This window comes from Arthrobacter sp. 01T419 (assembly GCF_056398865.1).
On record NZ_JBFTQF010000005.1, the window covers coordinates 355,853 to 377,250 of the forward strand.

Here is a 21,398-nt window from a genome sequence, read left to right on the forward strand (position 1 = left end):
GGAGCAGACAGTGAGACAGCCCACGCGAGCAAGGCGGACGGGACCAACCGCAGATCGATGCGGCTACCGGGCTCCTGGGCGTCTACATGCCCCGACGGCGCGGACCGCGGAGCATTTGCTTGCCCGTTTCCCTTCATACAGGATCACCAACCATGTCAGACCGTCACCAAGGGCAGCAGGGTTTCCATCATCTTCGGTCCGACACCATCAACGGCATCGAGATCTTCCACCGCCGCGAACGGACCGTGCTGCTGCCGCCACTCGACGATGCGTTTTGCGAGGACGGGACCTACTTTCGGCAAGGCGTCGAGTTCCTCAGCCGTCGCAGTATTAAGGTTAAGCTTTCCTCCCGCAGAGGTTCCGGCTCCCGAGTTCCCGCTATCAGGAGCGCCCACGGTCCCGCCAGCGGCTCCGGCCGCTGGCTCAGGAACGGGCTCCCCTGTCCGCGGAACATGGATCTTGGCAGCGTCCTGCACTACCGCGGCAAGGTTGAGACTGTTCAGCTCGGCAGCCGGCTCTGCGCCCCCAGCAGCGGCGATAGCATCAAACACCCGCGCTCCGGCGGGCAACGTGACGATCCCGGGATTCTTCACGGCGCCGGCGACATGGACAGTAAGCTGGCTGCCCCGCGATTCGGGCGAGTTTTCCCCTGCATTGCTTCCGCCGACGCGTGGCGTTGCACTCGCAAACGAACTGCGGACCAAGGGTTCCACCGTTGGCTGGCCGGTCCACGCCTGCCAGGCGAACCACAACAGCAACAGAAGGCAAGGAACGGCCAGCAGGATGGCTACTCGCCAAGGCGTCCGCCAGCGGAGACGCACGGAAACCCGCGCCTCGTCCCCTTCGGTGCCGGGCCCGGAGGCGCCGAGGACCGGGCCGGCCAAGTGGGAAGTATCGTTGCCATGTGCAGCCGATGGGTGCAGGGGCAGCAGTGGCTCCGTCCCGCTCCTGGGCCTGAGATGGGCGCCGGGCTCTGTTGAGGACGAACCGAGGCTCGCAGCGAACCGGCGCCGGGCCATGCGTGCCGCATCGTCAGCTCGAGAAGCTCCGTTCCTGCGTGGCATAACCTCGAGCCTAGAACCGTCCATGGGCCAGCGGCGGGCAGTAACGGCGATATGTGGACAGGCCACCATCAAGGGTCCTTGTGGAGGACGAGTCGCCGTCGAGCCGCCTTTGCCAGACCATTTGATCCAGATCGAGACCAAGGAGAATCGCTAGTCTCCTTTTTAGTAAAACGTCTTGACTAAAAGGTTCCCCGCTCCTAGCATTTGAGTGTTGCGGGCTGGGCGGCCGCGGGGAGATCGGCTACCCATTGGGTATTTTGATCCCACCCACTCACTCTCCATTGGCATCAGGCATGCGGCCTGTCCAAGTAGCGAGAGGCCGCATTCGCGTAGGAGCGAATCAGAATGGCCAAGCTGGAAACATCCGAACTCACCGCCGCACTCAATCAATCCAATGCAAGCTGGACCGCGCGCGACACGCCGCAGTCTCAACTTACCGACGAAGACAAAACAGCACTCTTAGGCGTCATTTTCACCTCTGCCGACATCGCCCTGAGGGAAGCTGGGGTGCCGCGTGACTTTTCCTCGCCGCCTGCCGGTCTACCCTCGGAGTTGGACTGGCGAAGCAACAACGGAAACCACGTGACCGCCGTTACAGACCAGAAATACTGCGGATCCTGCGTCTCGTTCGGTTGCACGGCCGTGGTTGAATCCATGGCCTCGATCGAGCTGGGCCAATTGCTGGACCTTTCCGAAGCCGATTCGCATTTCAATTCAAGTCATGGCCCGTCATGTGGGGGCTGGGACACGGATTCCTGCATGTCCCAGCTGCAGGCCCGGGGAGAAGTCAGCGAAGGCGCCTTGGGGTACATGAGTGCGTTCGACAACCCTCCGGTTATCGATCCGGCTACGTCCTTATGGAAGCCGTATGTCCGGCCGACTCCCAACCGCGCGAGCACGCAGGTTTCGATCACGAGCCATGGACTCATTACCGACCTCAATGCCCGCAAGCAGTACTTGCATGATCACGGCCCGATGGCGGCGTGCTTCGATGTCTACGATGATTTCTACCACTACTCCAGCGGAGTCTATTCCCACCAGAGCGGTACCCTACGAGGCGGACACTGCGTTGAAGTGATCGGGTATTCCGATTCCGAGCAATGTTGGATCGCGAAGAACTCGTGGGGAACAGGCTGGGGTATGGCCGGCTTCTTCAAGATCGGGTATGGCCAATGCAACTTTGACGTCTACGCGTGGGCCACTGCGCAGGGCGTCAAAGTCCCCGCAACCCCGTCTTGGCGAGGCTGGGAAGGTCTTGGCGGGATCATCACCTCGAAGCCATCCGCTGTTTCCTGGGCCGCGAATCGGATCGACGTCGTAGCGCGCGGCACCGATTCCGCCATGTACCACCGATGGTGGGACGGCTCAGCGTGGAACGGCTGGGAGTCCTTGGGCGGAGACTGCCAGAGCGGCCCCGCCATCTGTTCGTGGGGTTCCGGCAGGCTGGATACCTTCGTTGTAGGTACCGATCACCAGCTTTACCACAAGTGGTTTGAAGGTGGTTGGAGCAACTGGGAGGCTCTTGGAGGGACGCTGTCTTCTGATCCGGCAGCCGTTTCCTGGGGTCCAAACCGGATTGACGTCTTCGCTCGCGGGATGGACTCCGCCATGTGGCACTTGTGGTGGGACGGTAGCAACTGGGGTGGCTGGGAAAGCCTGGGTGGTGTCCTCGACTCAGCTCCCGCGGCGGCATCGTGGGCGCCGAATCGTCTGGACACGTTCGTCAAAGGTACCGACAGCCAGCTCTACCACCAGTGGTGGGCCGGTGCAGGATGGAGTGAGTGGGAAAACCTAGGCGGCTACGTTGGCGGGGATCCCGGAGCCGTTTCCTGGGGTCCGAACCGGATCGACATCTTCTACCCCGGCTCCACGTTCACCATGATGCACAAATGGTGGGACAATGCCTGGAGCGGCGAAGAAAGCCTCGGCGGCACCTTGTCATCCGGCGTCGGAGTCAGTTCCTGGGCGTCCGGGCGCTTGGACTGCTTCGTGGAAGGGACCGACTCGGCGATGTACCACAAGTGGTATGCCTGACAGAGAGGGCCGGTGCCAGTACACGTGATCACGGTAAAAAGCGGCGAACTCTTTATCATCGAGCTTCCAGCGAACCCGTCCACTGGCTACCAATGGTCCGTCGTGGATGTTCCCCACGCGTTGGAACTGGTTGAGGAACACTTCACGCCAGCCATTACCGGAACTACTGCGGCCGGGGTCCCGGCCGCAGTAGGCTCCGGGGGCATACATACCTTCAATTTCATGGCCAATGGGACAGGCGAAGTCGAAATTCGGTTTGACCTCAAACGGGTCTGGGAATCGGAGGCAATCGAGCGCCGGAAGTTCACTGTCCTGGTCAGTTGAGATTCCGTGGGCACCAAGCCCGCTAAAGGTCAGCGATGACCTGGCGCTGGCCCTCATATCCAGGAGTACTGCTTTCCCCAACAACCACAGCCAAAACGCCAAGACCGGCGTGAGCTGCCAAGACGGCGGGCAGGGCACTGATCTGTGCTGGCGGGCAACCCGGGCAGTTTTCCCCGAGCCGGTACGCGAGCCGTTCGGCCTCAGCCAGGTTTCCAAAATGGTGCACGGCGAGCCGGGATTGTCCTGACGGCCGGGAATTGACATCCGCAGCAACGATTTCTTCAAGCCGGGCGACGGCCTTGGCCGCCGAGCGCACCTTCTCGAGCGGCACGATCTTGCCGCCGTCGACCGCAAGGATCGGTTTGATGGACAACATTGTCCCGAGCAAGGACGCGGCAGCGCCGATTCGTCCCCCGCGCCGGAGCTGCTCGAGGCTCGGTACATAAAAGTAGACCTTGGTGCGACTCAATCGTTCCTCGGCGAAGCGACGGACTTCGGTCGCAGAACGGCCGTCTGCTGCTGCGACGAGCGCACTTTGGACACCCATGCCTTGCGCCATTCCCACGGTGCGGGAGTCCAGGACCTCGACGGGAATTGAAACGCGCTGCGCAGCCAACCGGGCGGCATCGGCAGTGCCGGACAGCCCTGCGGAAATGTGGATGGAGACCACAGCGTCGAAGCCGCGATCCCGCGCGGCGAGATAAGCCTGTTCGAATTGCCCGGGCGAAGGACGGGATGTCTTTACTGACGATCCGGCCGCCAAGGCCACCGCGAGTGTCTGGGTGATGTCGTCTTCACCCTCGCCGTAGATTTCTTCGCCCACCATAACAGGCATCGGTACGACGGCGAGGCGCCCGTCCGCAATGAACGCCTTGACCCATTCGGCCGGGAGGGCGGCTGCCGAGTCAGTGACGACGGCGGTGCGCACGGCGACAGGCGACGGTTCAGCGCTGGCGCGACCCGGCGTCGTGGACTGGCGTAGGCGGGCCAAACGTACCTTGAGCCACAACCATGCGGGTGGTTCGCGGTCCGTCAACGATGCCTCCTGGGCTGCTGGCCGGCCGCCGGCAAGCACCGGCGGCCGGATACCCGGCTAGGCCGGGACGATGTTGACCAGTTTAGGCGCGCGCACGATCACCGTGCGGATGCCACGGCCATCGAGTGCGCGCTGCACGTTTTCACTGGCCAGGGCGAGTTCGCGAAGTGCGTCCTCACTGATGTCCGGGGACACCTCGAGGCGGTCGCGGACTTTCCCCTGGACCTGCACCACAGCCGTGACGGTGTCCTGGACAAGAAGCGAAGCATCATGGGAGGGCCAGCCAGCATTCGCTACGGAGGCCGGGTGGCCCAACTGGTTCCACAAGTCCTCCGCCGTGTAAGGCGCGAAGAGGCTCAGGATGATTGCTACTGCCTCGGCGGCTTCGCGGACGGCGGGATCAGCGCCACCGGCCCCCGAATCGATGGTCTTGCGGGTCGCGTTGACGAGTTCCATCAGCTTGGCCACCACGACGTTGAACTTGTTGTTGTCCAACAGCTCTGCTGCGTCAGCGATAGTCCTGTGGGTCACGGTGCGCAGCGCGCGGTCACCGGTGGAGACATCGACGCCGGGCTCGCTCGCGACGTCCTGGCCGAGGCGCCAGGCACGGGCAAGGAACTTCGCCGAGCCAGACGGCGAGACATCCGCCCAGTCGACGTCGTCTTCGGGCGGGGAGGCAAAGACCATGGTCAAGCGGACGGCGTCGACGCCGAACTTGTCCAGTTGCTCGCCAAGATCGACGCCGTTGCCGAGGGACTTGCTCATGGCCTTGCCGCCGTTGAGGACCTGGCCCTGGTTGAGCAGGGCGCTGAAGGGTTCGTCCGCGGCGAGCAGGCCCATGTCGTGGATGACCTTGGTGAAGAAGCGCGCGTAGAGCAAGTGCAGGATGGCGTGTTCCACGCCGCCCACGTATTGGCCCACCGGCATCCAGTCGTTGATCTTGGCTGGATCAAACGGTCCTTCGGTGTAGTGCGGGGAAACGAAGCGCAGGAAGTACCAGGACGAGTCAACGAAGGTGTCCATCGTGTCCGTGTCGCGCTGGGCGGCCCGTCCGCAGTTCGGGCACTCGACGTTGACCCACTCCAATGCCGCGGCAAGCGGGGACGTGCCTCGCGGCGACAGCGCCTCTCCGCGCAGGTTTTCCGGCAGCCGGACGGGCAGCTGATCGTCCGGCACCGGAACCTCGCCGCATTCGGCGCAGTGGATGATGGGGATCGGGGTTCCCCAGAAACGCTGGCGGCTCAGGAGCCAGTCGCGCAGGCGGAAGTTCACGAACTTCTCCCCTGTGCCCAGCTTCTCCAGGATGTCGATGGCTGCAGGGATGGCCTCGGCCTTGGACAATCCGTCCAGTTCGCCCGAGTTCATCAGGGTGCCTTCGCCGGCGGTCGCAACACCAGTTTCGGCAGGGTCTTCCCCACCGGTGTTCAGCACCGGACGCACCGGCAGGCCAAAGGCCCGGGCGAAATCCAGGTCGCGCTGGTCGTGGGCAGGTACTGCCATGATGGCGCCGGTGCCGTAGTCGGCAAGCACGTAGTCAGCGGCCCAGACGGGCAGCTTTTCGCCGTTGAGGGGGTTGATTGCGTAGCGGCCGGTGAACACGCCGGTCTTCTCGCGCTCCGTGGACTGGCGCTCGATGTCCGACAGGGCCTTGACCTTTTCGCGGTAGGCCATGAGGGAGTCGTGGTGTTCGGGCGTGACCAAGTCCAGGGCCAGATGCGCGTCCGCGGCGACAACGAAGAACGTCGCCCCGTACAGGGTGTCCGGGCGCGTGGTGAAGACAGTGACTTCGCGCTCGGCGCGGCTATCGGCGGCTTCGATGACGAACCGCACGTGTGCGCCCTCGGAGCGGCCGATCCAGTTGCGTTGCATTGCGAGCACGCGCTCGGGCCAGTGCCCCTGCAGTTCTGACATGTCGTCCAGCAGGCGATCAGCGTAATCGGTGATCTTGAAATACCACTGGTTCAGGGACTTCTTGGTGACGGGGGTTCCACAGCGTTCGCAAGCGCCGTTGACCACTTGCTCGTTCGCCAGGACGGTCAGGTCCTTCGGGCACCAGTTGACCGGGGAGTCCTTGCGGTAGGCCAGGCCGCGCTCGTAGAAGCGCTTGAACAGCCACTGGGTCCAGCGGTAGTACTCCGGGTCCGAAGTATGGAGCCGGCGGGACCAATCGGCCGAGATGGCATAGCGCTTGAACGACGCAGCCTGGGTATCGATGTTGGCGTAGGTCCACTCGCTGGGGTGCGCGTTGCGCTTGATGGCTGCGTTCTCCGCAGGCAGGCCGAAGGAGTCCCAGCCGATGGGGTGCAGGACATCGAAGCCCTTCTGACGGAGGTACCGCGCCACGACGTCGCCCATCGCGAAGGCCTCGGCGTGGCCCATGTGGAGGTCGCCAGAAGGATAGGGGAACATGTCCAGGACATAGCGCCGCTCACGGGATCCATCGTCAACAGGGGTGAAGACCTTGAGGTCTTCCCAGACCTGTGGCCACTTGGCTTCCATCGAGGCGAAGCTGTAGACACCCTCCTCGGGCGTCTCCCCTGCCACTGTTGACTGTGCTCCGGTTTCTGTCTCCGGCTGAACGCTCACTGCTGCCCTCTTCTGTTCTTCCATGACGGTTTTGCCTCCTGCTCCGGGCCCCGGAAGGTCCCGGACACACAAAAGCCCCTCGGCAAGGAGGGGCGGCCGCTCGGTTCGCGATGTCTAAGAATCGACGTCAACCGGGCGGCTAGCTAAGCAGAAGGATCGCACGCATAAAGCCACCTTACCGCACCAAGTCCATGGCGTGGGTTCGATGGGCGCTGCGGTGTGGACTGAGGTTCCGGGGACTCCCCGCCATGGTGTGGTGGGCACCGCGAAGTGGGCGGGCGGGAGTCCCCGGAACCTCTCTCAAGCGTTGAACCTACTTAACGTCCTCGTCCACCCAATCCATGGACTTGGTCACTGCCTTCTTCCACAGCCGCATCTGGCGGTCCCGCTCGGCGTCGTCCATCTGCGGCTCCCAGCGCTTGTCCTCGCCCCAGTTGGCGCTGAGTTCGCCCAGGTCTTTCCAGAAGCCGACGGCGAGGCCTGCCGCGTAGGCTGCACCGAGGGCCGTGGTTTCCACGACCTTCGGACGGACCACCGGCACGCCCAGGATGTCGGCCTGGAACTGCATGAGCGCCTCATTGGCGACCATGCCGCCGTCGACCTTCAGCTCGGTCAGCGGAACGCCCGAGTCAGCGTTGACGGCGTCGAGCACTTCGCGGGTCTGGAAGGCGGTGGCCTCCAGGGCCGCGCGGGCGATGTGGCCCTTGTTGGCAAAACGGGTCAGGCCCACGATGGCTCCGCGGGCGTCAGCGCGCCAGTACGGGGCGAACAAGCCGGAGAACGCGGGCACGATGTATACGCCGCCGTTGTCCGCGACTCCGGAGGCCAGCGTCTCCACCTCGGGAGCGGAACTGATCATGCCGAGGTTGTCGCGCAGCCACTGGATCAGTGAACCGGTGACGGCGATGGAACCTTCCAGCGCGTAGTGCGGTTTGGCATCGCCCAGCTTGTAGCCAAGCGTGGTCAAGAGGCCGTTCTTGGAGTGGACGATCTCCTCGCCGGTGTTGAAGATCAGGAAGCAGCCCGTGCCGTAGGTGTTCTTGGCTTCGCCGGCCTGGAATGCCGCCTGGCCAAAGGTTGCTGCTTGCTGGTCGCCCAGGATGCCGGCGACGGGTACCTCGCGCAGCAGTTGGGAGGTGTGCACGTTGCCGTAGACCTCGGAGGAGGACTTGATGGCAGGCATCATCGACGCCGGTACGCCAAACGCGTCCAGGATGCCCTGGTCCCACTGCAAGGTGTCGAGGTCCATGAACATGGTGCGCGAGGCGTTGGTGACGTCCGTGGCGTGCACACCGCCGTCGACGCCGCCTGTCAGGTTCCACAGGACCCAGCAGTCGGTGTTGCCGAAGATGAGGTCCCCGGCTTCGGCCTTGGCGCGCGCGCCTTCAACGTTGTCCAGGATCCATTTGATCTTGGTACCGGAGAAGTAGGTTGCCAGAGGCAGGCCGACTTTCTGCTTGAATCGTTCGGGTCCACCGTCCTGGGCCAACTCGTCAACGATCGACTGTGTGCGGGTGTCCTGCCAGACGATCGCGTTGTAGATGGGTTCGCCCGTGTTCTTGTCCCACACGACGGCGGTTTCGCGCTGGTTGGTGATGCCGACGGCGGCGATGTCGTGCCGGGTCAGGTTGGCTTTGGACAACGCCGAGCCAATGACCTCGCGGGTGTTGTCCCAGATTTCGACCGGGTTGTGCTCCACCCATCCGGCCTGGGGGAAGATCTGCTCGTGTTCCATCTGGCCCGAAGAAACAATGTTCCCGGAGTGGTCGAATACGATGGCCCGCGAGCTGGTGGTTCCCTGGTCAATGGCGATGACATATTGCGACATTATGACGTCCTTGTCTGGTTGCTTTGGTGTGGATGCGGGATAAGTGTCTGAGCGGTGTACTACTTGGCGATAGTTGCCATGATCGGCACTGAGTGGGCAACGAGGCCCGCGATGGTCCCGCCAAGGAGCGGTCCGACCACCGGAACCCACGAGTATGCCCAGTCGCTGGAGCCCTTGCCCTTGATCGGCAGAATGGCGTGGGCGATACGCGGGCCAAGGTCACGGGCGGGGTTGATCGCATAGCCTGTGGGCCCGCCAAGGGACGCGCCGATACCCACGACGAGCAATGCCACCGCGAGCGGCCCGAGGCCGGACGGAGTGCCGCCGAAGGTCAGGATCACGAACACGAGCACGAACGTTCCGATGATTTCGGTGACCAGATTCCAGGGGTAGGAGCGGATCGCCGGACCCGTGGAGAACACTGCAAGCTTGCTGGCTGCCAGCGGCTCGGCGTCGAAGTGCTGCTTGTGGGCGAGCCACGCGAAGATGGCGCCCAGGAAGGCACCGGTCAGTTCTCCACCGAAGTAGGTGAACGTGGATGCCGCGCTCACGGCTACCCCCGGGGCGAACTCGGCCTTGCCATCAACCAAGAGGCCAAGCGTGACAGCCGGGTTCAAGTGTGCACCGGACATAGCCGCCACGTACACACCTGCAAATACTGCGATGCCCCAGCCAAAATTCACCATCAGGAACCCGCCATTGTTACCCTTTGTGCCTTTCAAGGCGACGTTTGCCACAACGCCACAACCGAGCAGGGTAAGCATTCCGGTTCCGAACACTTCGGAAAGGAAAACAATTCCGAGAGACATCTTTGACTCCTCATTTTCTTCTGTTGTCAGCCCCGCAGATTTGTTGGGGGCCGTTGGGCCGGCGTCTGTTAGCGCCGTCCCGGTTGCCGCGCTCCCTAGCGGAGCGGAGCGCCGCAACCCTTGTGTCCCGGCTTCATGGCCAGAACAATCAAGCTGATGTGACGTACATTACGTTCAGGCGACGAGGCTGTGAACAGTCACGCCATGAAAACGCAGAAGGACATTCTGTGCGTGCTGGATTTCCGCGTCGCGCTTCGCTGAATCCCAGGCAAGCTGCCCGGAAAGGATTTCGGCGACCTCGTTGAGCAACTCCCCCGTCACGAGGCCCCGGAAGGCCAGGGAGGTGCGGCGAATGAGGACATCCACGAGGTGTCCGATCTGTTCGTTGGAGGCCATGAATTCCAACTCCCGAACGCTGAGCTCGTTCGTGGAGCGCAGTTTCCGGTCCTCTCCTGCACTGAGGTAGGCAATGACATCCACGGCGCGAGTGCCGTAGCGCGTCAGCAAGCCGCTGACCCGATCGGCGTCGAGGCCGGGCGCCATGTGCTTCTTGACCCAGTCTTGGATTCCGTCTTCGCTGTTCGGGAAGCCGGAGCCGCCCCCGATGGCGAGCTTCGCCGTCGAGATCTTCCGTTCCATGCCCAGTTCGCGGAGGACATCGTTGCTCAGGTGTTCGGCGAGGGCCCGGAAGGTGGTCCATTTTCCGCCGATCAATGAGAGGACGACGGCGGCCTTGCCGCCAAGGGCGGCCGCGGCACCGGAGGCTGGGCGCTCGCTCCGTTCGATGCGGTAATCGCGGGACACGAAGCCCGGCTGTGTGTCATCGTGGCGCGGAAGCGGTCGGACGCCGGCGAAACTGTAGACGATCTGGCTGCGATCCACCGTGATGGAGGGGAAGACATAGCCCACGAGGTCGAAGAAGTAGTCAATCTCGGCTTCGGTGCACACGGCGTCCTGGGCCATGTCGGCCTCGACGTCGGTGGTCCCCACCAGGACACGATCGCCCATCGGGTAGATCAGCACGATCCGTCCGTCCGTGTGTTCGAAGAAGATTTCGCGACCGCCGCAGGCGGCGAGCAGTTCCGGGTGGTCCAACACAATGTGCGAGCCTTTGGTCCCTCCCATGAAACGGCTCGCAGCCCCCATGGCCTCGTTGGTGAGGTCCACCCACGCGCCGGTGGTGTTGACGATGACGTCGGCCTGGAAGCTGAATTCCTCACCGGTGAGTTCATCGCGCAGCACGACGGAACCGGCCGCGGACGAGTCCATGGAGACGAGCGAGACGTAGTTGCTGGCGCGGGCGCTGCCACCCGGCAGGCCACTTCCGATGCCAGCCTTTTCACCGTCCTGGAGCACATCGAGCGTGAGTCGCTCGGGATTGTGCACGGATGCGTCGAAATAGGTGGCGGCGTATTTGATGCCTGGGTGCAAGCTCGGCAATTCGGCCAGTGCCTTCGCCCTGCCGCGGAACTGATGGCGAGGGACGCTGCCGCCGTCGCGGGAGAAGAAGTCATACATGCTCAGTCCGAGCTTGATAAGGAAGGCGCCGCGTTCTTTCGGCTTGCCTTGCTTGTGCGTGAGGAAGCGGGTGGGGGCGGACAGTATCCCGGAAAAGGTGCTGAAAATCGGGATGGTTGTCTGCAGCGGCTTGACGTAGTGGGGTGCAATCTTCAGGAGGCGGTTGCGCTCGACGACGGATTCCTGCACGAGGCGGAATTCGCCGTTCTCGAGGTAGCGGATGCCTCCGTGGATCATGTGGGACGAGGCTCCGCTGGCGCCCTGGCAGTAGTCGCCGCGCTCCACGAGGGCAACGTCCACGCCCTGCAATGCCAGATCGCGGAATGTGCCGACGCCGTTGATGCCGCCACCGATAATCAGCACTTGGGCTTGCGGCCGTTCGCGAAGTGCTGAAGCCGAGGTACGGCGAGGTGATCCCGCTGCGGAACCATAAAAGCTGTTGTGTCCCAAAACTGCTCCCTTGGGCTTTGGTATGTGCGTTGCATCACTTGACGTCGCACCTTGCACAACTATTCTTCGAAGGAGTGGAAAATGAAATCAAGCTATTTGCACAAACGTGCAGAACGGAACTGAGATGCCACGATCACGACATTCAGAAGCCCTCCGGGCAGCGCAGATGTACTACCTCCAGGACCTCACGATGGACGCCATCGCCCGCGAACTCCGGACCTCGCGCTCGACGGTGTCCCGCTTGCTGTCCTCGGCACGGGAGTCGGGACTGGTGCAGGTCCAGATCCGGAGTCCACTTGACTCCGCGCCCGAACTGGAGCGGATGATCCGCAGTCACTATGGTGTCGATGTCCACGTGGTGCCTGTCCTGGACACCTTGAACGAGGCGGAAACCCTTGACAGGGTGGCGATGCAGGCAGCACGGACCATCGGACCGCTCGTCGATTCGAACGCCATTATCGGGGTGGCCTGGGGTGCGACCATCAGCGCCGTCAGCAGGCACCTGACCCGCAAGATCACCCACGACAGCACCATCGTCCAGCTCAACGGCGCGGGCAACATGCAAACCACGGGCATCACGTACGCCAGTGACATCATGCGGCGCTTCGGCATCGCCTACGGAGCCCGGGTGGAACAGTTCCCCGTTCCTGCTTTCTTCGACCACGCTTCCACCAAGACCGCCATGTGGAATGAGCGCAGCGTCCAACGCGTGCTCGACCTCCAAGCCAGGATGAGCATCGCGATTTTCGGTGTTGGGTCTGTCCATTCGGACTACCCCAGCCACGTTTACGCGGGTGGCTACCTCGACGAAACTGACCTTAATCTGCTGGCCAGCTCGGACGTCGTAGGCGATGTTGCCACGGTCTTCTTCCGCGCCGATGGCTCTTCCGACGGGATTACCCTCAATGAGCGTTCCACCGGCCCGAGTCACGAGCAGCTAAGGCAGGTCCGCCGCCGCATCTGCGTCGTTTCGGGTGCATCCAAGATCAATGGCCTGCGTGGAGCCCTGGCGGCTCGGCTTGCCACGGATCTCATCCTGGACGAGGCCACCGCCAAGCGCCTGGTAAGTTTCGGGAGCCCATCCTGAATATTTGACTGATCCTGAATCATTCCCGGCACCGAGGTAGGTAGAGTCTTGGCTATGAAACCCTCGCCTCGGCTCAGTCTCAACAACGGCGTCTTGATTGACCAGTTGGGGTTCGGGCTCTACAAAGTGCCGCCGGCGGACGCCACGTCTTTGGTCGCCACAGCGCTGGGCGCCGGCTACAGGCACTTCGATACAGCCGCAATGTATGGCAACGAGACCGGCGTAGGCAGGGGTATTGGCAGCGCCGTCATACCCCCGGCCGGCGTGGACGGCAACACGGGAGGCTCCGGGGAGGGCACGCACTCGCTCTCCCGCGAAGACGTCTTTGTCACCACGAAGCTCTGGAATGACGATCACGGCTATGACGCCACTCTCCGGGCTTTCGATAGCTCCATGGCCAATCTCGGCCTGGACTACGTCGATCTGTACCTGATCCACTGGCCTTGCGCCGGGCGCGGCCTGTTCCAGGAAAGCTACCGGGCCATGGAGACCTTGTACCGAGAAGGCCGCGTCCGCGCGATTGGAGTCTCCAATTTCCAGCCGGCACATCTTGAATCGCTGATGCAGAAGGCCGAAGTGGTTCCAGCCGTGAACCAGATTGAACTGCACCCATGGCTGCAACAGCCCCGGCTCCGCACCCTGCACGAGCAGTTGCGCATCCGCACCGAGGCGTGGAGCCCGCTGGGCCGTGGACAGGTTCTCCAAGATCCGGCCGTCCGGGCGCTCGCGGACAAATACGGCAAAACACCTGCCCAAATCATCATCCGCTGGCACATCCAGCTCGGGAATATCGTGATCCCCAAGGCGAGCTCCGCCGCACGCATCCAAGAGAACTTCAATGTCTTCGGCTTCGAGCTTGATCCCGAAGACATGGACGGCCTTGCCGCCCTCGAACGCCACCACCGCACCGGGTCACACCCGGACAACGTTAACTAGGGGCCGCCGAATGGAACAAGTGGACGCCAACCACTCCCCCGAACCTGCACCGGCCTCCCCGCGGGAGTTCTTTAGCAAGGCCTTGGCCTCCCGGACCAGTGCCTCGGACATCGACCTCGACGGCAGCAACGTGGCCTATTGGTGCTACGAACCGGTTACCGTGACCGCGGACACCCGAACCATCGTGGTCATCCATGGTTTCCGAGGCGACCACCACGGCCTGCTCCGGGTTGTAGACCATTTGCCCGAGATGCGGATCATCATGCCGGACCTTCCCGGATTCGGCAGTTCGGAACCCTTTGCCGGAGACCCCCACACTGTGGAGCGCTATGGAAAGTTCATCACCGGTTTCATGGCCGCCTTGGGGCTTGGCCGGGAAACGGTGTTGCTCGGTCATTCCTTCGGGTCCATCGTCGCGAGCCACTTCGCCGCTGCGAACCCGGGTGCCATCCGCCCGCTGATCCTGGTCAATCCCATTGCGGCTCCCGCGCTCGAGGGACCAAAAGGCCTCATGACCAAGCTCGCGGTCATGTACTACCAGATCTCTGCCAAGCTCCCGCGCCGGTTGGGGCTCGCCGTCTTGCGCAGCCGCCTGATTGTTCGCGTCATGAGCGCCACCATGGCCAAGACCCGTGACAAGGAGCTCCGTGCCTTCGTCCATGGGCAGCACGATGCGTATTTCTCCGCCTTCGCCGACCGTGCCAGCCTTCTAGAGTCCTTCCGGGCCTCCGTCTCCAGCCATGTGGCCGAGGTTGCCGGCCAACTGGACCTCCCGGTGCTGCTGGTGGCCGGCGAAAAGGATGAGATCGCGCTGCTCCGGGACCAGCACAAACTGGTGGAGCTGTTGCCCGACGGTGCGTTGGTAGTGATTCCCGACGTCGGGCATTTGATCCATTACGAGACACCGGCGCCCGCCGCCGCCGCCATCCGCAGCTTCCTGGAGGAACACCCCGCGTGAAAATCGTCATTGACGCCCGCTTCACCCGCACGGACCATCACGACGGCATCAGCCGCTATGGTTCGAGCCTCATAGCGGCGACGTCCAAGATCGCGGATGTCACCATGCTTATCAACGACAAACGCCAGTTGGCGCTCCTTCCGGACGTCCCCTACGTGCTCATCAGCAGCCCGCTGTCGCCGCGAGAACTATTCGTGGCGCGCGAGGTCAACAAGCTCGGGGCTGATGTGGTGGTTTGCCCTATGCAGACCATGGGAACCCTGGGCCGGAAGTATGGCTTGGTCCTGACCCTGCACGATCTCATCTACTATGAGCACCCGGCCCCTCCAGGCTTCCTTCCGGCGCCCGTACGGTTGTTGTGGCGGCTCTACCACAAGGCCTACTGGCCGCAGCGCCTGCTTCTCAATCGCGCGGACGTCGTCGCCACCATCAGCCATACCACCGAGTCGCTCATGGCGAAGTTCAATTTGACCCGGCGGCCTGTGCGGATCGTCGGCAACGCACCCCAGCCAGGACAAACGCCACGCGATCCCTCAGCCGGCGCCGAGAAGTCCCTGCTCTACATGGGCTCGTTCATGCCCTACAAAAACGTGGAGACCATGATCCAGGGCATGTCCGAATTGCCCGGATTCACGCTGCATCTCCTGAGCAGGATCACCCCGCAGCGCCGTGCCGAGCTGGAGCCCTTGGTGCCGCCGGGTGCGCAGGTCGAGTTCCACAACGGCGTCACGGATGCCGAGTACGATTCCCTCTTGATCCGCGCCACGGCCCTCATCAGCCTGTCCAAGGCGGAGGGTTATGGGCTGCCGCTGGTCGAGGCCATGGCGCTCGGCACTCCCGTGATCGCCAGCGACATTCCCATCTTCCGGGAGGTCGGTGCGGATGCCGTGAGCTATGTGCATCCGGAATCGCCCGCCGAATTCGCTGCGGCAGTCAGGGCCCTTGAAAATGAGGAGCTGTGGCAAGCGCGCTCCCGCCGTTCGGTGGAACGCGCGGCCGACTTCAACTGGGAGGAATCCGCCCGACAACTATTGGCGGTTGCCGAAGAGGTCGTGGCGATGCGCAGCCGCAAGCGCTAGAGGACATCCACGCCGTCGAGCCGCAGCTGAACGGGCCCCGAGGTGCGTTTCGCCGCGCTGGCAGCTTTGACAGCCCGCATGGCCCTGGTCGCTTCGGCTGCTTGGGCGTAGGGAATGAAGAGCAGAGTCCGGACGTCCGGATCGCCGTCTCGCGCTGTTGAACGGTGCGCAGACAGGGTGAGCGAAACCGGCGCGGGGCCAGCGGTACGCAACCGGATGTTACTGGCCAGGCTTTCGGTGAAATGCACGACGTCGGCCCTCTTGCCCGTGACTGATGCGATCCGCACCGCTGGCGGCAACTGGAGTTCCTGCCGCAGTACCAGCTCCCGGGAGGCATACCCGGCCGGGTCCCAACGCAACAGGGCGCCGGTCGCGGTGGTGTCGTCGGCAGTGATGACCACAAGTCCGCCTTCGCTCGCGGGGCGCACGAGCGCCGCCGCGTTGAACCACCGCCGAACGGTGTCTTCGCCAGCACGAAGATTCTCCAGGCGGAGGAGCGAATTGCCGTCCAAGAGCAGCGCCGCTGCGTAGCCGCCAGGTGCGATCGGTTCGGCGCCCACCGTAGCCACCACCAGCGCGCAGGCGTCTGACACCGTGGACTTGACCTGGTCTCCTGAAGAAGTCACGACGGCCTTGCCTGGAAAAGCCCTGCCCAGCTCTTCCGCGGTCCGGAGCACGCCGGCAGCCCCCCTGCGAAGACGGCCCCCGCCACAATTGCGGCAACGCCATTCCGGAGCCGGTGTGGAACACCAGCGGCACTGCGGGAGGGCAGCTTGGCCGGCGATTGCGAGGGGTCCTTGGCAATTGTTGCATCTGGCGGGCTCGCGGCAATCCTCACAAACCAACGACGGCGCGTAACCGGCCCGGGCTACCTGTACCAGGACAGGTCCACGTTCCAGCCCGTCCTTGGCTGCCCGCCACGCGGCGCCGGGCAAGCGTGCAATCCGGGCCAGGGGGTCGCGCTCCTGCTCGAAACTGTCCGCCGTGTTGAGCACGCGCGGCGCGCTGGCGCGGACCACCGTCCGCGGGGGTTCCACTGGCACGGCCCAGCCACCTTCGACCAATCGCTGAAGCTCGGTGCTGCGGCTGTGCGCGGCCATGAGGCACGCCGCAGATTCCTGTTCGGAACGCAAAAGCAGGACTTCGCGGGTGTGGGCGTAAGGAGCGCGCTGGTCGATATGGAGGTCGTCGCCGTCGTCCCAACACACTACAAGTCCAAGGTCCTGGACTGGAGCGTATGCCGCGGACCGCGTACCGATCGCCACCTTGGCTGCGCCGCTCAGCAGTCGAAGGAAGCTCCGGTACCGCGCGGACTGACCGTCGTCGGCAGTCAGCCGCGCGATTTCCCCTACCGGCAAGACGGCGTCGAGCGCCGCTTCCATTCGGTCAAGATCACGGTAGTCGGGCACAACCACGACGGCGCCCCGCCCCGAGGATCGGACTGCCGCCACCGCAGACGCCACAAGTTCGGGCCAGCCGGCCGCTCCAAAGCCCTGCACTGCGGTGAGGACGGCCCTGGGCGAGCCACCTCCGGCCAGGTGCTGCAGGTACGGTGCGCCGTTGGTGTAGGAAGCCCACATTGCTTGCGCCGGGGACGCAGCGCCCACAGCATGGCGGGCAGCCTCGGTTCGCTCCTCCAAGAGGGAAGCACCGGAAAGGAGCAACTTCTCCAAGCCCGCGACGCGCGGCGGGATGGCTGTCCGCAGGACGTCGCTCAGCGTCCCGGCATAACGGGCCGCGACGCTGGAGGCAAGCTCCAGCAAAGACGGCGTCAAGACTTGGACAGGCGAAACCACCTTGAGCAGCGGGCTCAAGGGATGCCCGCCTTCCGAGGATTCCGCACGCTCCAGCACGTAGCCGCTAAGTTCCTGGCCGCTAAAACGCACTTTGACCCGTACCCCCGCCAACGCGGTGCCTTCGAACTCAGCCGGGACACTGTAGTCAAAAGGGCGGTCCAAGTGCGGCAGGGGCGATTCGATCAGGACCCGGGCCACCGGATCGCTTGCCGCGAGGGCTGGCCCACCGGCGTCGGTCCCGCGAGCGGGGAAACCCTGCAACAAGGACGGTTGACGGGCCGACGAAGGCAACGCCAGGGCAAAGGGAAGCAACGAATCATTGCTCATGCTTGCCACCTCCCTGGCTCGGCTCTTGGGTCAAGCCAAACACACACCACCGACAATCAGGCTCCGGGCAGACGAGGCTCCGGCGCAGGCGGGGTCAGGCGTTGAAGAATTCCTTCAGTTCGTCCACCCGGTCCAACCGTTCCCACGTGAAGTCTGGCTCGTCGCGGCCGAAGTGGCCGTGTGCCGCCGTCTTGGCGTAGATGGGCCGCTTGAGGTCAAGGGCGTCGATGATGGCACGGGGACGGAGGTCGAAGATCTCCGCAATTGCTTCGCTGATCTTGGCCGGATCAACAGTCTCGGTACCGAAGGTCTCGACGTACGTGCCGACAGGACGCGCCTGGCCGATCGCGTAAGCGATCTGGATTTCCGCGCGCTTAGCCAGCCCCGCGGCCACAACGTTCTTGGCCACCCAGCGCATCGCGTAGGCAGCCGAACGGTCCACCTTCGACGGATCCTTACCGGAGAAGGCACCGCCGCCGTGGCGGGCCATGCCGCCGTAAGTGTCAACAATGATCTTGCGGCCGGTCAGGCCGGCATCACCGACAGGTCCGCCGATGACAAAGGCGCCAGCGGGATTCAGGATGTTCGCGACGTGGGAGATATCGAGGTTGGACACTGCCAGGACGGGATCGATCACGTGCGCGGCGAGGTCGGCGCGCAGGCGATCAAGGCTGGTACCTTCGGCGTGCTGGCTGGAAATGACCACCGTTTCAACTGAAACCGGGCGGTCGCGGTCATATCCGACGGTCACCTGCGTCTTGCCGTCAGGCCGCAGGTAGGCGAGTTCGCCGCTCTTGCGGACTTCAGTGAGCCTTTCGGAGAGGCGGTGGGCCAGCCAAATGGGGGTCGGCATGTAGGACGGGGTTTCGTCGCTCGCGTAGCCGAACATGATGCCCTGGTCACCGGCGCCCTGGAGGTCGTAGTCGTCCTCCTGGCGGCCTTCGCGGGCTTCGAGGGAGTTGAAGACGCCGCCGGCGATGTCGTTGGACTGCTGGCCGATCGAGACAGACACGCCGCAACGGGCGCCGTCGAAGCCGTTGGCGGAGGAGTCATAACCGATTCCGAGGATGGTCTCGCGGACGATCTGCGGGATCTCGACGTACGCATCCGTGGTGACCTCGCCAGCCACGTGCACCAGGCCAGTCGTGGCCATGGTCTCAACTGCCACGCGGGACTCAGGGTCTGCTGCCAGGAGCGCGTCAAGGATCGCGTCGCTGATTTGGTCGCAGATCTTGTCCGGGTGCCCTTCCGTCACCGACTCCGAAGTGAAGAGCCGGAGCTTGGACGGGGTTCCGTGGGATTCATGATGCAGCGGTAAAGTCACTCGACTACCTTACTCGGTTGAGGGCGGTCGGCTTCCGCCGTATGTCCCTATGCTAAGGATGGACCAGCTAAGGAATGAGCGCCGTCCAGGCCTAAGTGGCCGGGTGCACGCGGCTCAGTTCAGAACTGATGCGGTCAATGACGGCGGCGGCGACGTCGGATTTGGAACCCGCGGCCGACTGCGGCTCTGCGCCATGGCCGGAGAGAATGATCACAGAATTCTGGTCTTGGCCGAACACCCGGCCGACGCCAACCTGGTTGACTACCAAGAGGTCGCAGCCCTTGCGTTTGAGCTTGGCGGTGGCGTGTTCCAGGACGTTACCGTCTTCGTCCCCGGTTTCAGCGGCGAAACCGACGATCAGCTGTGCTGTTGATTCAGCGTCGCGGCGCTCTACCAGCTCATGCAGGATGTCAGGGTTCCGTACGAGGCGCACCACGGGAGCGTCGGTGCCTTCGCTCTTCTTGATTTTCGTCGTTGAGACCTCAGCGGGACGGAAATCAGCCACCGCGGCGGCCATGATCACGACGTCGGAGCCGGCGGCGGCTTCCAGCGCGGCGTCACGGAGTTCCAGGGCAGATTCAACCCGCACCAGTTCGACGCCAGCAGGAGGCTGGACGTCCATATGGGCAGCGAGGAATCTCACCTTGGCGCCGGCGTCGAGGGCTGCTGCCGCCAGCGCAACGCCTTGCTTGCCGGAGGACCTGTTCCCCAGGAAGCGAACTGGATCCAAGGCCTCCCTGGTGCCGCCCGCGGAAATCGTGACGGTCCGACCTGACAAAGGTTTGGCGCCAACGAGCTGGGCGGAAGGCATGGAGGCGTCAACCAAAGCGATGGCGGCCGCGAAAATTACCTCTGGCTCGGGGAGCCTGCCCGGCCCGGAATCCGCGCCTGTCAGCCGGCCCACCGCCGGTTCGAGGACGGTGATGCCGCGGCTGCGCAGGGTTTCCACATTCGACCGGGTTGCTTGGTTCTGCCACATTTCAGTGTGCATTGCGGGAGCAAATAGCACTGGGCCATGTGCCATGAGGAGCGTGTTAGTGAGAAGATCCCCCGCCTGGCCGGTTGCGGCCTTGGCCAACAGGTCGGCAGTCGCCGGGGCAACCACAATGAGATCGGCCTCATGACCAAGCCGGACGTGGTTGACCTTCTCGACGTCGTCAAAGACACTGTTGCTCACCGGATTGCCCGAGAGCGCCTCCCAGGTAGCCACGCCGACGAATCGGTTTGCGGCCTCCGTGGGAATGACCGTGACGTTGTGTCCGGCCTCAGTAAAAAGCCGGAGGAGCGATGCAACCTTGTAGGCTGCGATCCCTCCCCCGACTCCGAGGACTATGCGCACGTGACCTCCGTCAACAGGCAGTCTGTTTTACTCTGCGGGTTCGATCGGGGTGGAGACCAGCAGGCCTTCGTTGATCTCGCGCAGGGCGATGGAAAGCGACTTCTCGTTCAGCTTCGTGTCGACCAGCGGGCCAACGTACTCGAAGAGGCCCTCGTGCAGCTGGGCGTAGTAGGCGTTGATCTGGCGCGCGCGCTTGGCGCCGAAAATCACCAGGCCGTACTTTGAATCGGCAGCAGCAAGCAGCTCGTCGATCGGCGGGTTGATGATGCCTTCAAGGTTCGTGGACACGAATTCTCCAAATTCTAACGGGCTGACAAGTGCTAGCGCTTAGCGCTGGTGCGGGGTAAGCCCCATGAGTGAAACAAGCTCGTCCGCTGCCCGGCGTACCTCGTCATTGATGACGGTGTGGTCAAACTCCGGTTCAGCGGCAAGTTCCAGTTTAGCGGTTTCCAGCCGTCGCTGCTGTTCCTCCGGGGTTTCGGTGCCGCGTCCAACCAAGCGGCGGACCATTTCGTCCCAGCTGGGCGGAGCGAGGAAGACGAAGTTGGCGTCCGGAACTGCAGCCTTGACCTGGCGGGCGCCCTGCAAATCGATCTCCAACAGCACGGACTTGCCTTCGGCGATGGCGGCGTCGACTGTGCTGCGGAGCGTGCCGTAGCGGTTCTTGCCGTGCACCACTGCCCACTCAAGCAACTGGCCACCTTCAACAAGTGCGTCGAATTCCTCGGCGGACTTGAAGTAGTAGTGGACACCGTCCTTCTCCCCCGGCCGCGGCGCACGGGTGGTGGCCGAAACCGACAGCCAGACCTCAGGGTAGTTGTCGCGGATATACGTGGATACTGTTCCCTTGCCAACGGCAGTTGGGCCTGCGAGGACGGTCAGTCCCGGATTCTTGCTCACATC

The 21,398-nt window shown here is 63.5% G+C and carries 17 protein-coding genes; 6 read left to right on the forward strand and 11 right to left on the reverse strand.

Annotated features, from left to right (window positions below; all coding sequences use genetic code 11):
* Window positions 1-155: 155 nt before the first annotated feature.
* Window positions 156-1,064, reverse strand: coding sequence for a helix-hairpin-helix domain-containing protein (locus tag AC1DLO_RS10715; RefSeq protein ID WP_476889731.1), 909 nt, complete (start codon window positions 1,062-1,064; stop codon window positions 156-158).
* A 345-nt stretch (window positions 1,065-1,409) separates the two neighbouring features.
* Between AC1DLO_RS10715 and AC1DLO_RS10720 the strand changes: the two genes are divergently transcribed.
* Entirely contained in the window at window positions 1,410-3,098 is a 1,689-nt protein-coding gene (locus AC1DLO_RS10720; RefSeq protein ID WP_476889732.1) for a DUF8189 domain-containing protein, read from the forward strand.
* Window positions 3,099-3,110: 12 nt separating this feature from the next.
* Entirely contained in the window at window positions 3,111-3,422 is a 312-nt protein-coding gene (locus tag AC1DLO_RS10725) for a protease inhibitor I42 family protein (protein ID WP_476889733.1), read from the forward strand.
* 22 nt (window positions 3,423-3,444) lie between these two features.
* Here the strand turns inward: AC1DLO_RS10725 and AC1DLO_RS10730 are convergent, their stop codons facing one another.
* The 5 genes from AC1DLO_RS10730 to AC1DLO_RS10750 form a co-directional block, all read right to left on the reverse strand.
* Window positions 3,445-4,458, reverse strand: a complete 1,014-nt coding sequence (locus AC1DLO_RS10730; RefSeq protein ID WP_476889734.1) for a DegV family protein — start codon at window positions 4,456-4,458, stop codon at window positions 3,445-3,447.
* A gap of 57 nt (window positions 4,459-4,515) precedes the next feature.
* Entirely contained in the window at window positions 4,516-7,044 is a 2,529-nt protein-coding gene (gene leuS, locus AC1DLO_RS10735) for a leucine--tRNA ligase (RefSeq protein ID WP_476889820.1), read from the reverse strand.
* Window positions 7,045-7,357: 313 nt separating this feature from the next.
* Window positions 7,358-8,872 (reverse strand): glycerol kinase GlpK, encoded by a 1,515-nt coding sequence (gene glpK / locus AC1DLO_RS10740; protein ID WP_476889735.1) that lies wholly within the window; start codon window positions 8,870-8,872, stop codon window positions 7,358-7,360.
* A 59-nt stretch (window positions 8,873-8,931) separates the two neighbouring features.
* Complete coding sequence (locus tag AC1DLO_RS10745) at window positions 8,932-9,681, reverse strand: MIP/aquaporin family protein (RefSeq protein WP_184735076.1); 750 nt, start codon at window positions 9,679-9,681, stop codon at window positions 8,932-8,934.
* 174 nt (window positions 9,682-9,855) lie between these two features.
* The gene (locus tag AC1DLO_RS10750) at window positions 9,856-11,649 is read right to left on the reverse strand and encodes a glycerol-3-phosphate dehydrogenase/oxidase (protein WP_476889736.1); all 1,794 of its coding nucleotides are present in this window, start codon (window positions 11,647-11,649) and stop codon (window positions 9,856-9,858) included.
* A 124-nt stretch (window positions 11,650-11,773) separates the two neighbouring features.
* Between AC1DLO_RS10750 and AC1DLO_RS10755 the strand changes: the two genes are divergently transcribed.
* The 4 genes from AC1DLO_RS10755 to AC1DLO_RS10770 are packed head-to-tail and all read left to right on the forward strand — an operon-like array spanning window position 11,774 to window position 15,709.
* Window positions 11,774-12,736 carry a sugar-binding transcriptional regulator gene (locus tag AC1DLO_RS10755; protein ID WP_184735072.1) on the forward strand — a complete coding sequence of 321 codons (963 nt, stop codon included), beginning with the start codon at window positions 11,774-11,776 and terminating at the stop codon, window positions 12,734-12,736.
* Window positions 12,737-12,790: 54 nt separating this feature from the next.
* On the forward strand, window positions 12,791-13,672 hold the full coding sequence (locus tag AC1DLO_RS10760) for an aldo/keto reductase (RefSeq protein WP_476889737.1): 882 nt from the start codon (window positions 12,791-12,793) through the stop codon (window positions 13,670-13,672).
* Window positions 13,673-13,682: 10 nt separating this feature from the next.
* Window positions 13,683-14,630, forward strand: a complete 948-nt coding sequence (locus AC1DLO_RS10765) for an alpha/beta fold hydrolase (protein ID WP_476889738.1) — start codon at window positions 13,683-13,685, stop codon at window positions 14,628-14,630.
* Window positions 14,627-15,709, forward strand: coding sequence for a glycosyltransferase family 4 protein (locus AC1DLO_RS10770; RefSeq protein WP_476889739.1), 1,083 nt, complete (start codon window positions 14,627-14,629; stop codon window positions 15,707-15,709). The genes AC1DLO_RS10765 and AC1DLO_RS10770 overlap by 4 nt, the downstream gene beginning before the upstream one ends.
* Here the strand turns inward: AC1DLO_RS10770 and AC1DLO_RS10775 are convergent.
* The 5 genes from AC1DLO_RS10775 to gmk form a co-directional block, all read right to left on the reverse strand.
* Window positions 15,706-17,832 (reverse strand): primosomal protein N', encoded by a 2,127-nt coding sequence (locus AC1DLO_RS10775; protein WP_476889740.1) that lies wholly within the window; start codon window positions 17,830-17,832, stop codon window positions 15,706-15,708. The genes AC1DLO_RS10770 and AC1DLO_RS10775 overlap by 4 nt on opposite strands.
* A 94-nt stretch (window positions 17,833-17,926) precedes the next feature.
* Window positions 17,927-19,156, reverse strand: coding sequence for a methionine adenosyltransferase (gene metK / locus AC1DLO_RS10780; protein WP_184735061.1), 1,230 nt, complete (start codon window positions 19,154-19,156; stop codon window positions 17,927-17,929).
* A 91-nt stretch (window positions 19,157-19,247) separates the two neighbouring features.
* Window positions 19,248-20,495 carry a bifunctional phosphopantothenoylcysteine decarboxylase/phosphopantothenate--cysteine ligase CoaBC gene (coaBC, locus tag AC1DLO_RS10785; protein ID WP_476889741.1) on the reverse strand — a complete coding sequence of 416 codons (1,248 nt, stop codon included), beginning with the start codon at window positions 20,493-20,495 and terminating at the stop codon, window positions 19,248-19,250.
* 27 nt (window positions 20,496-20,522) lie between these two features.
* On the reverse strand, window positions 20,523-20,783 hold the full coding sequence (gene rpoZ / locus AC1DLO_RS10790) for a DNA-directed RNA polymerase subunit omega (RefSeq protein WP_028267125.1): 261 nt from the start codon (window positions 20,781-20,783) through the stop codon (window positions 20,523-20,525).
* A gap of 39 nt (window positions 20,784-20,822) precedes the next feature.
* Window positions 20,823-21,395: a guanylate kinase gene (gene gmk / locus AC1DLO_RS10795; protein WP_476889742.1), complete on the reverse strand. Its 573-nt coding sequence runs from the start codon at window positions 21,393-21,395 to the stop codon at window positions 20,823-20,825.
* Window positions 21,396-21,398 lie beyond the last annotated feature (3 nt).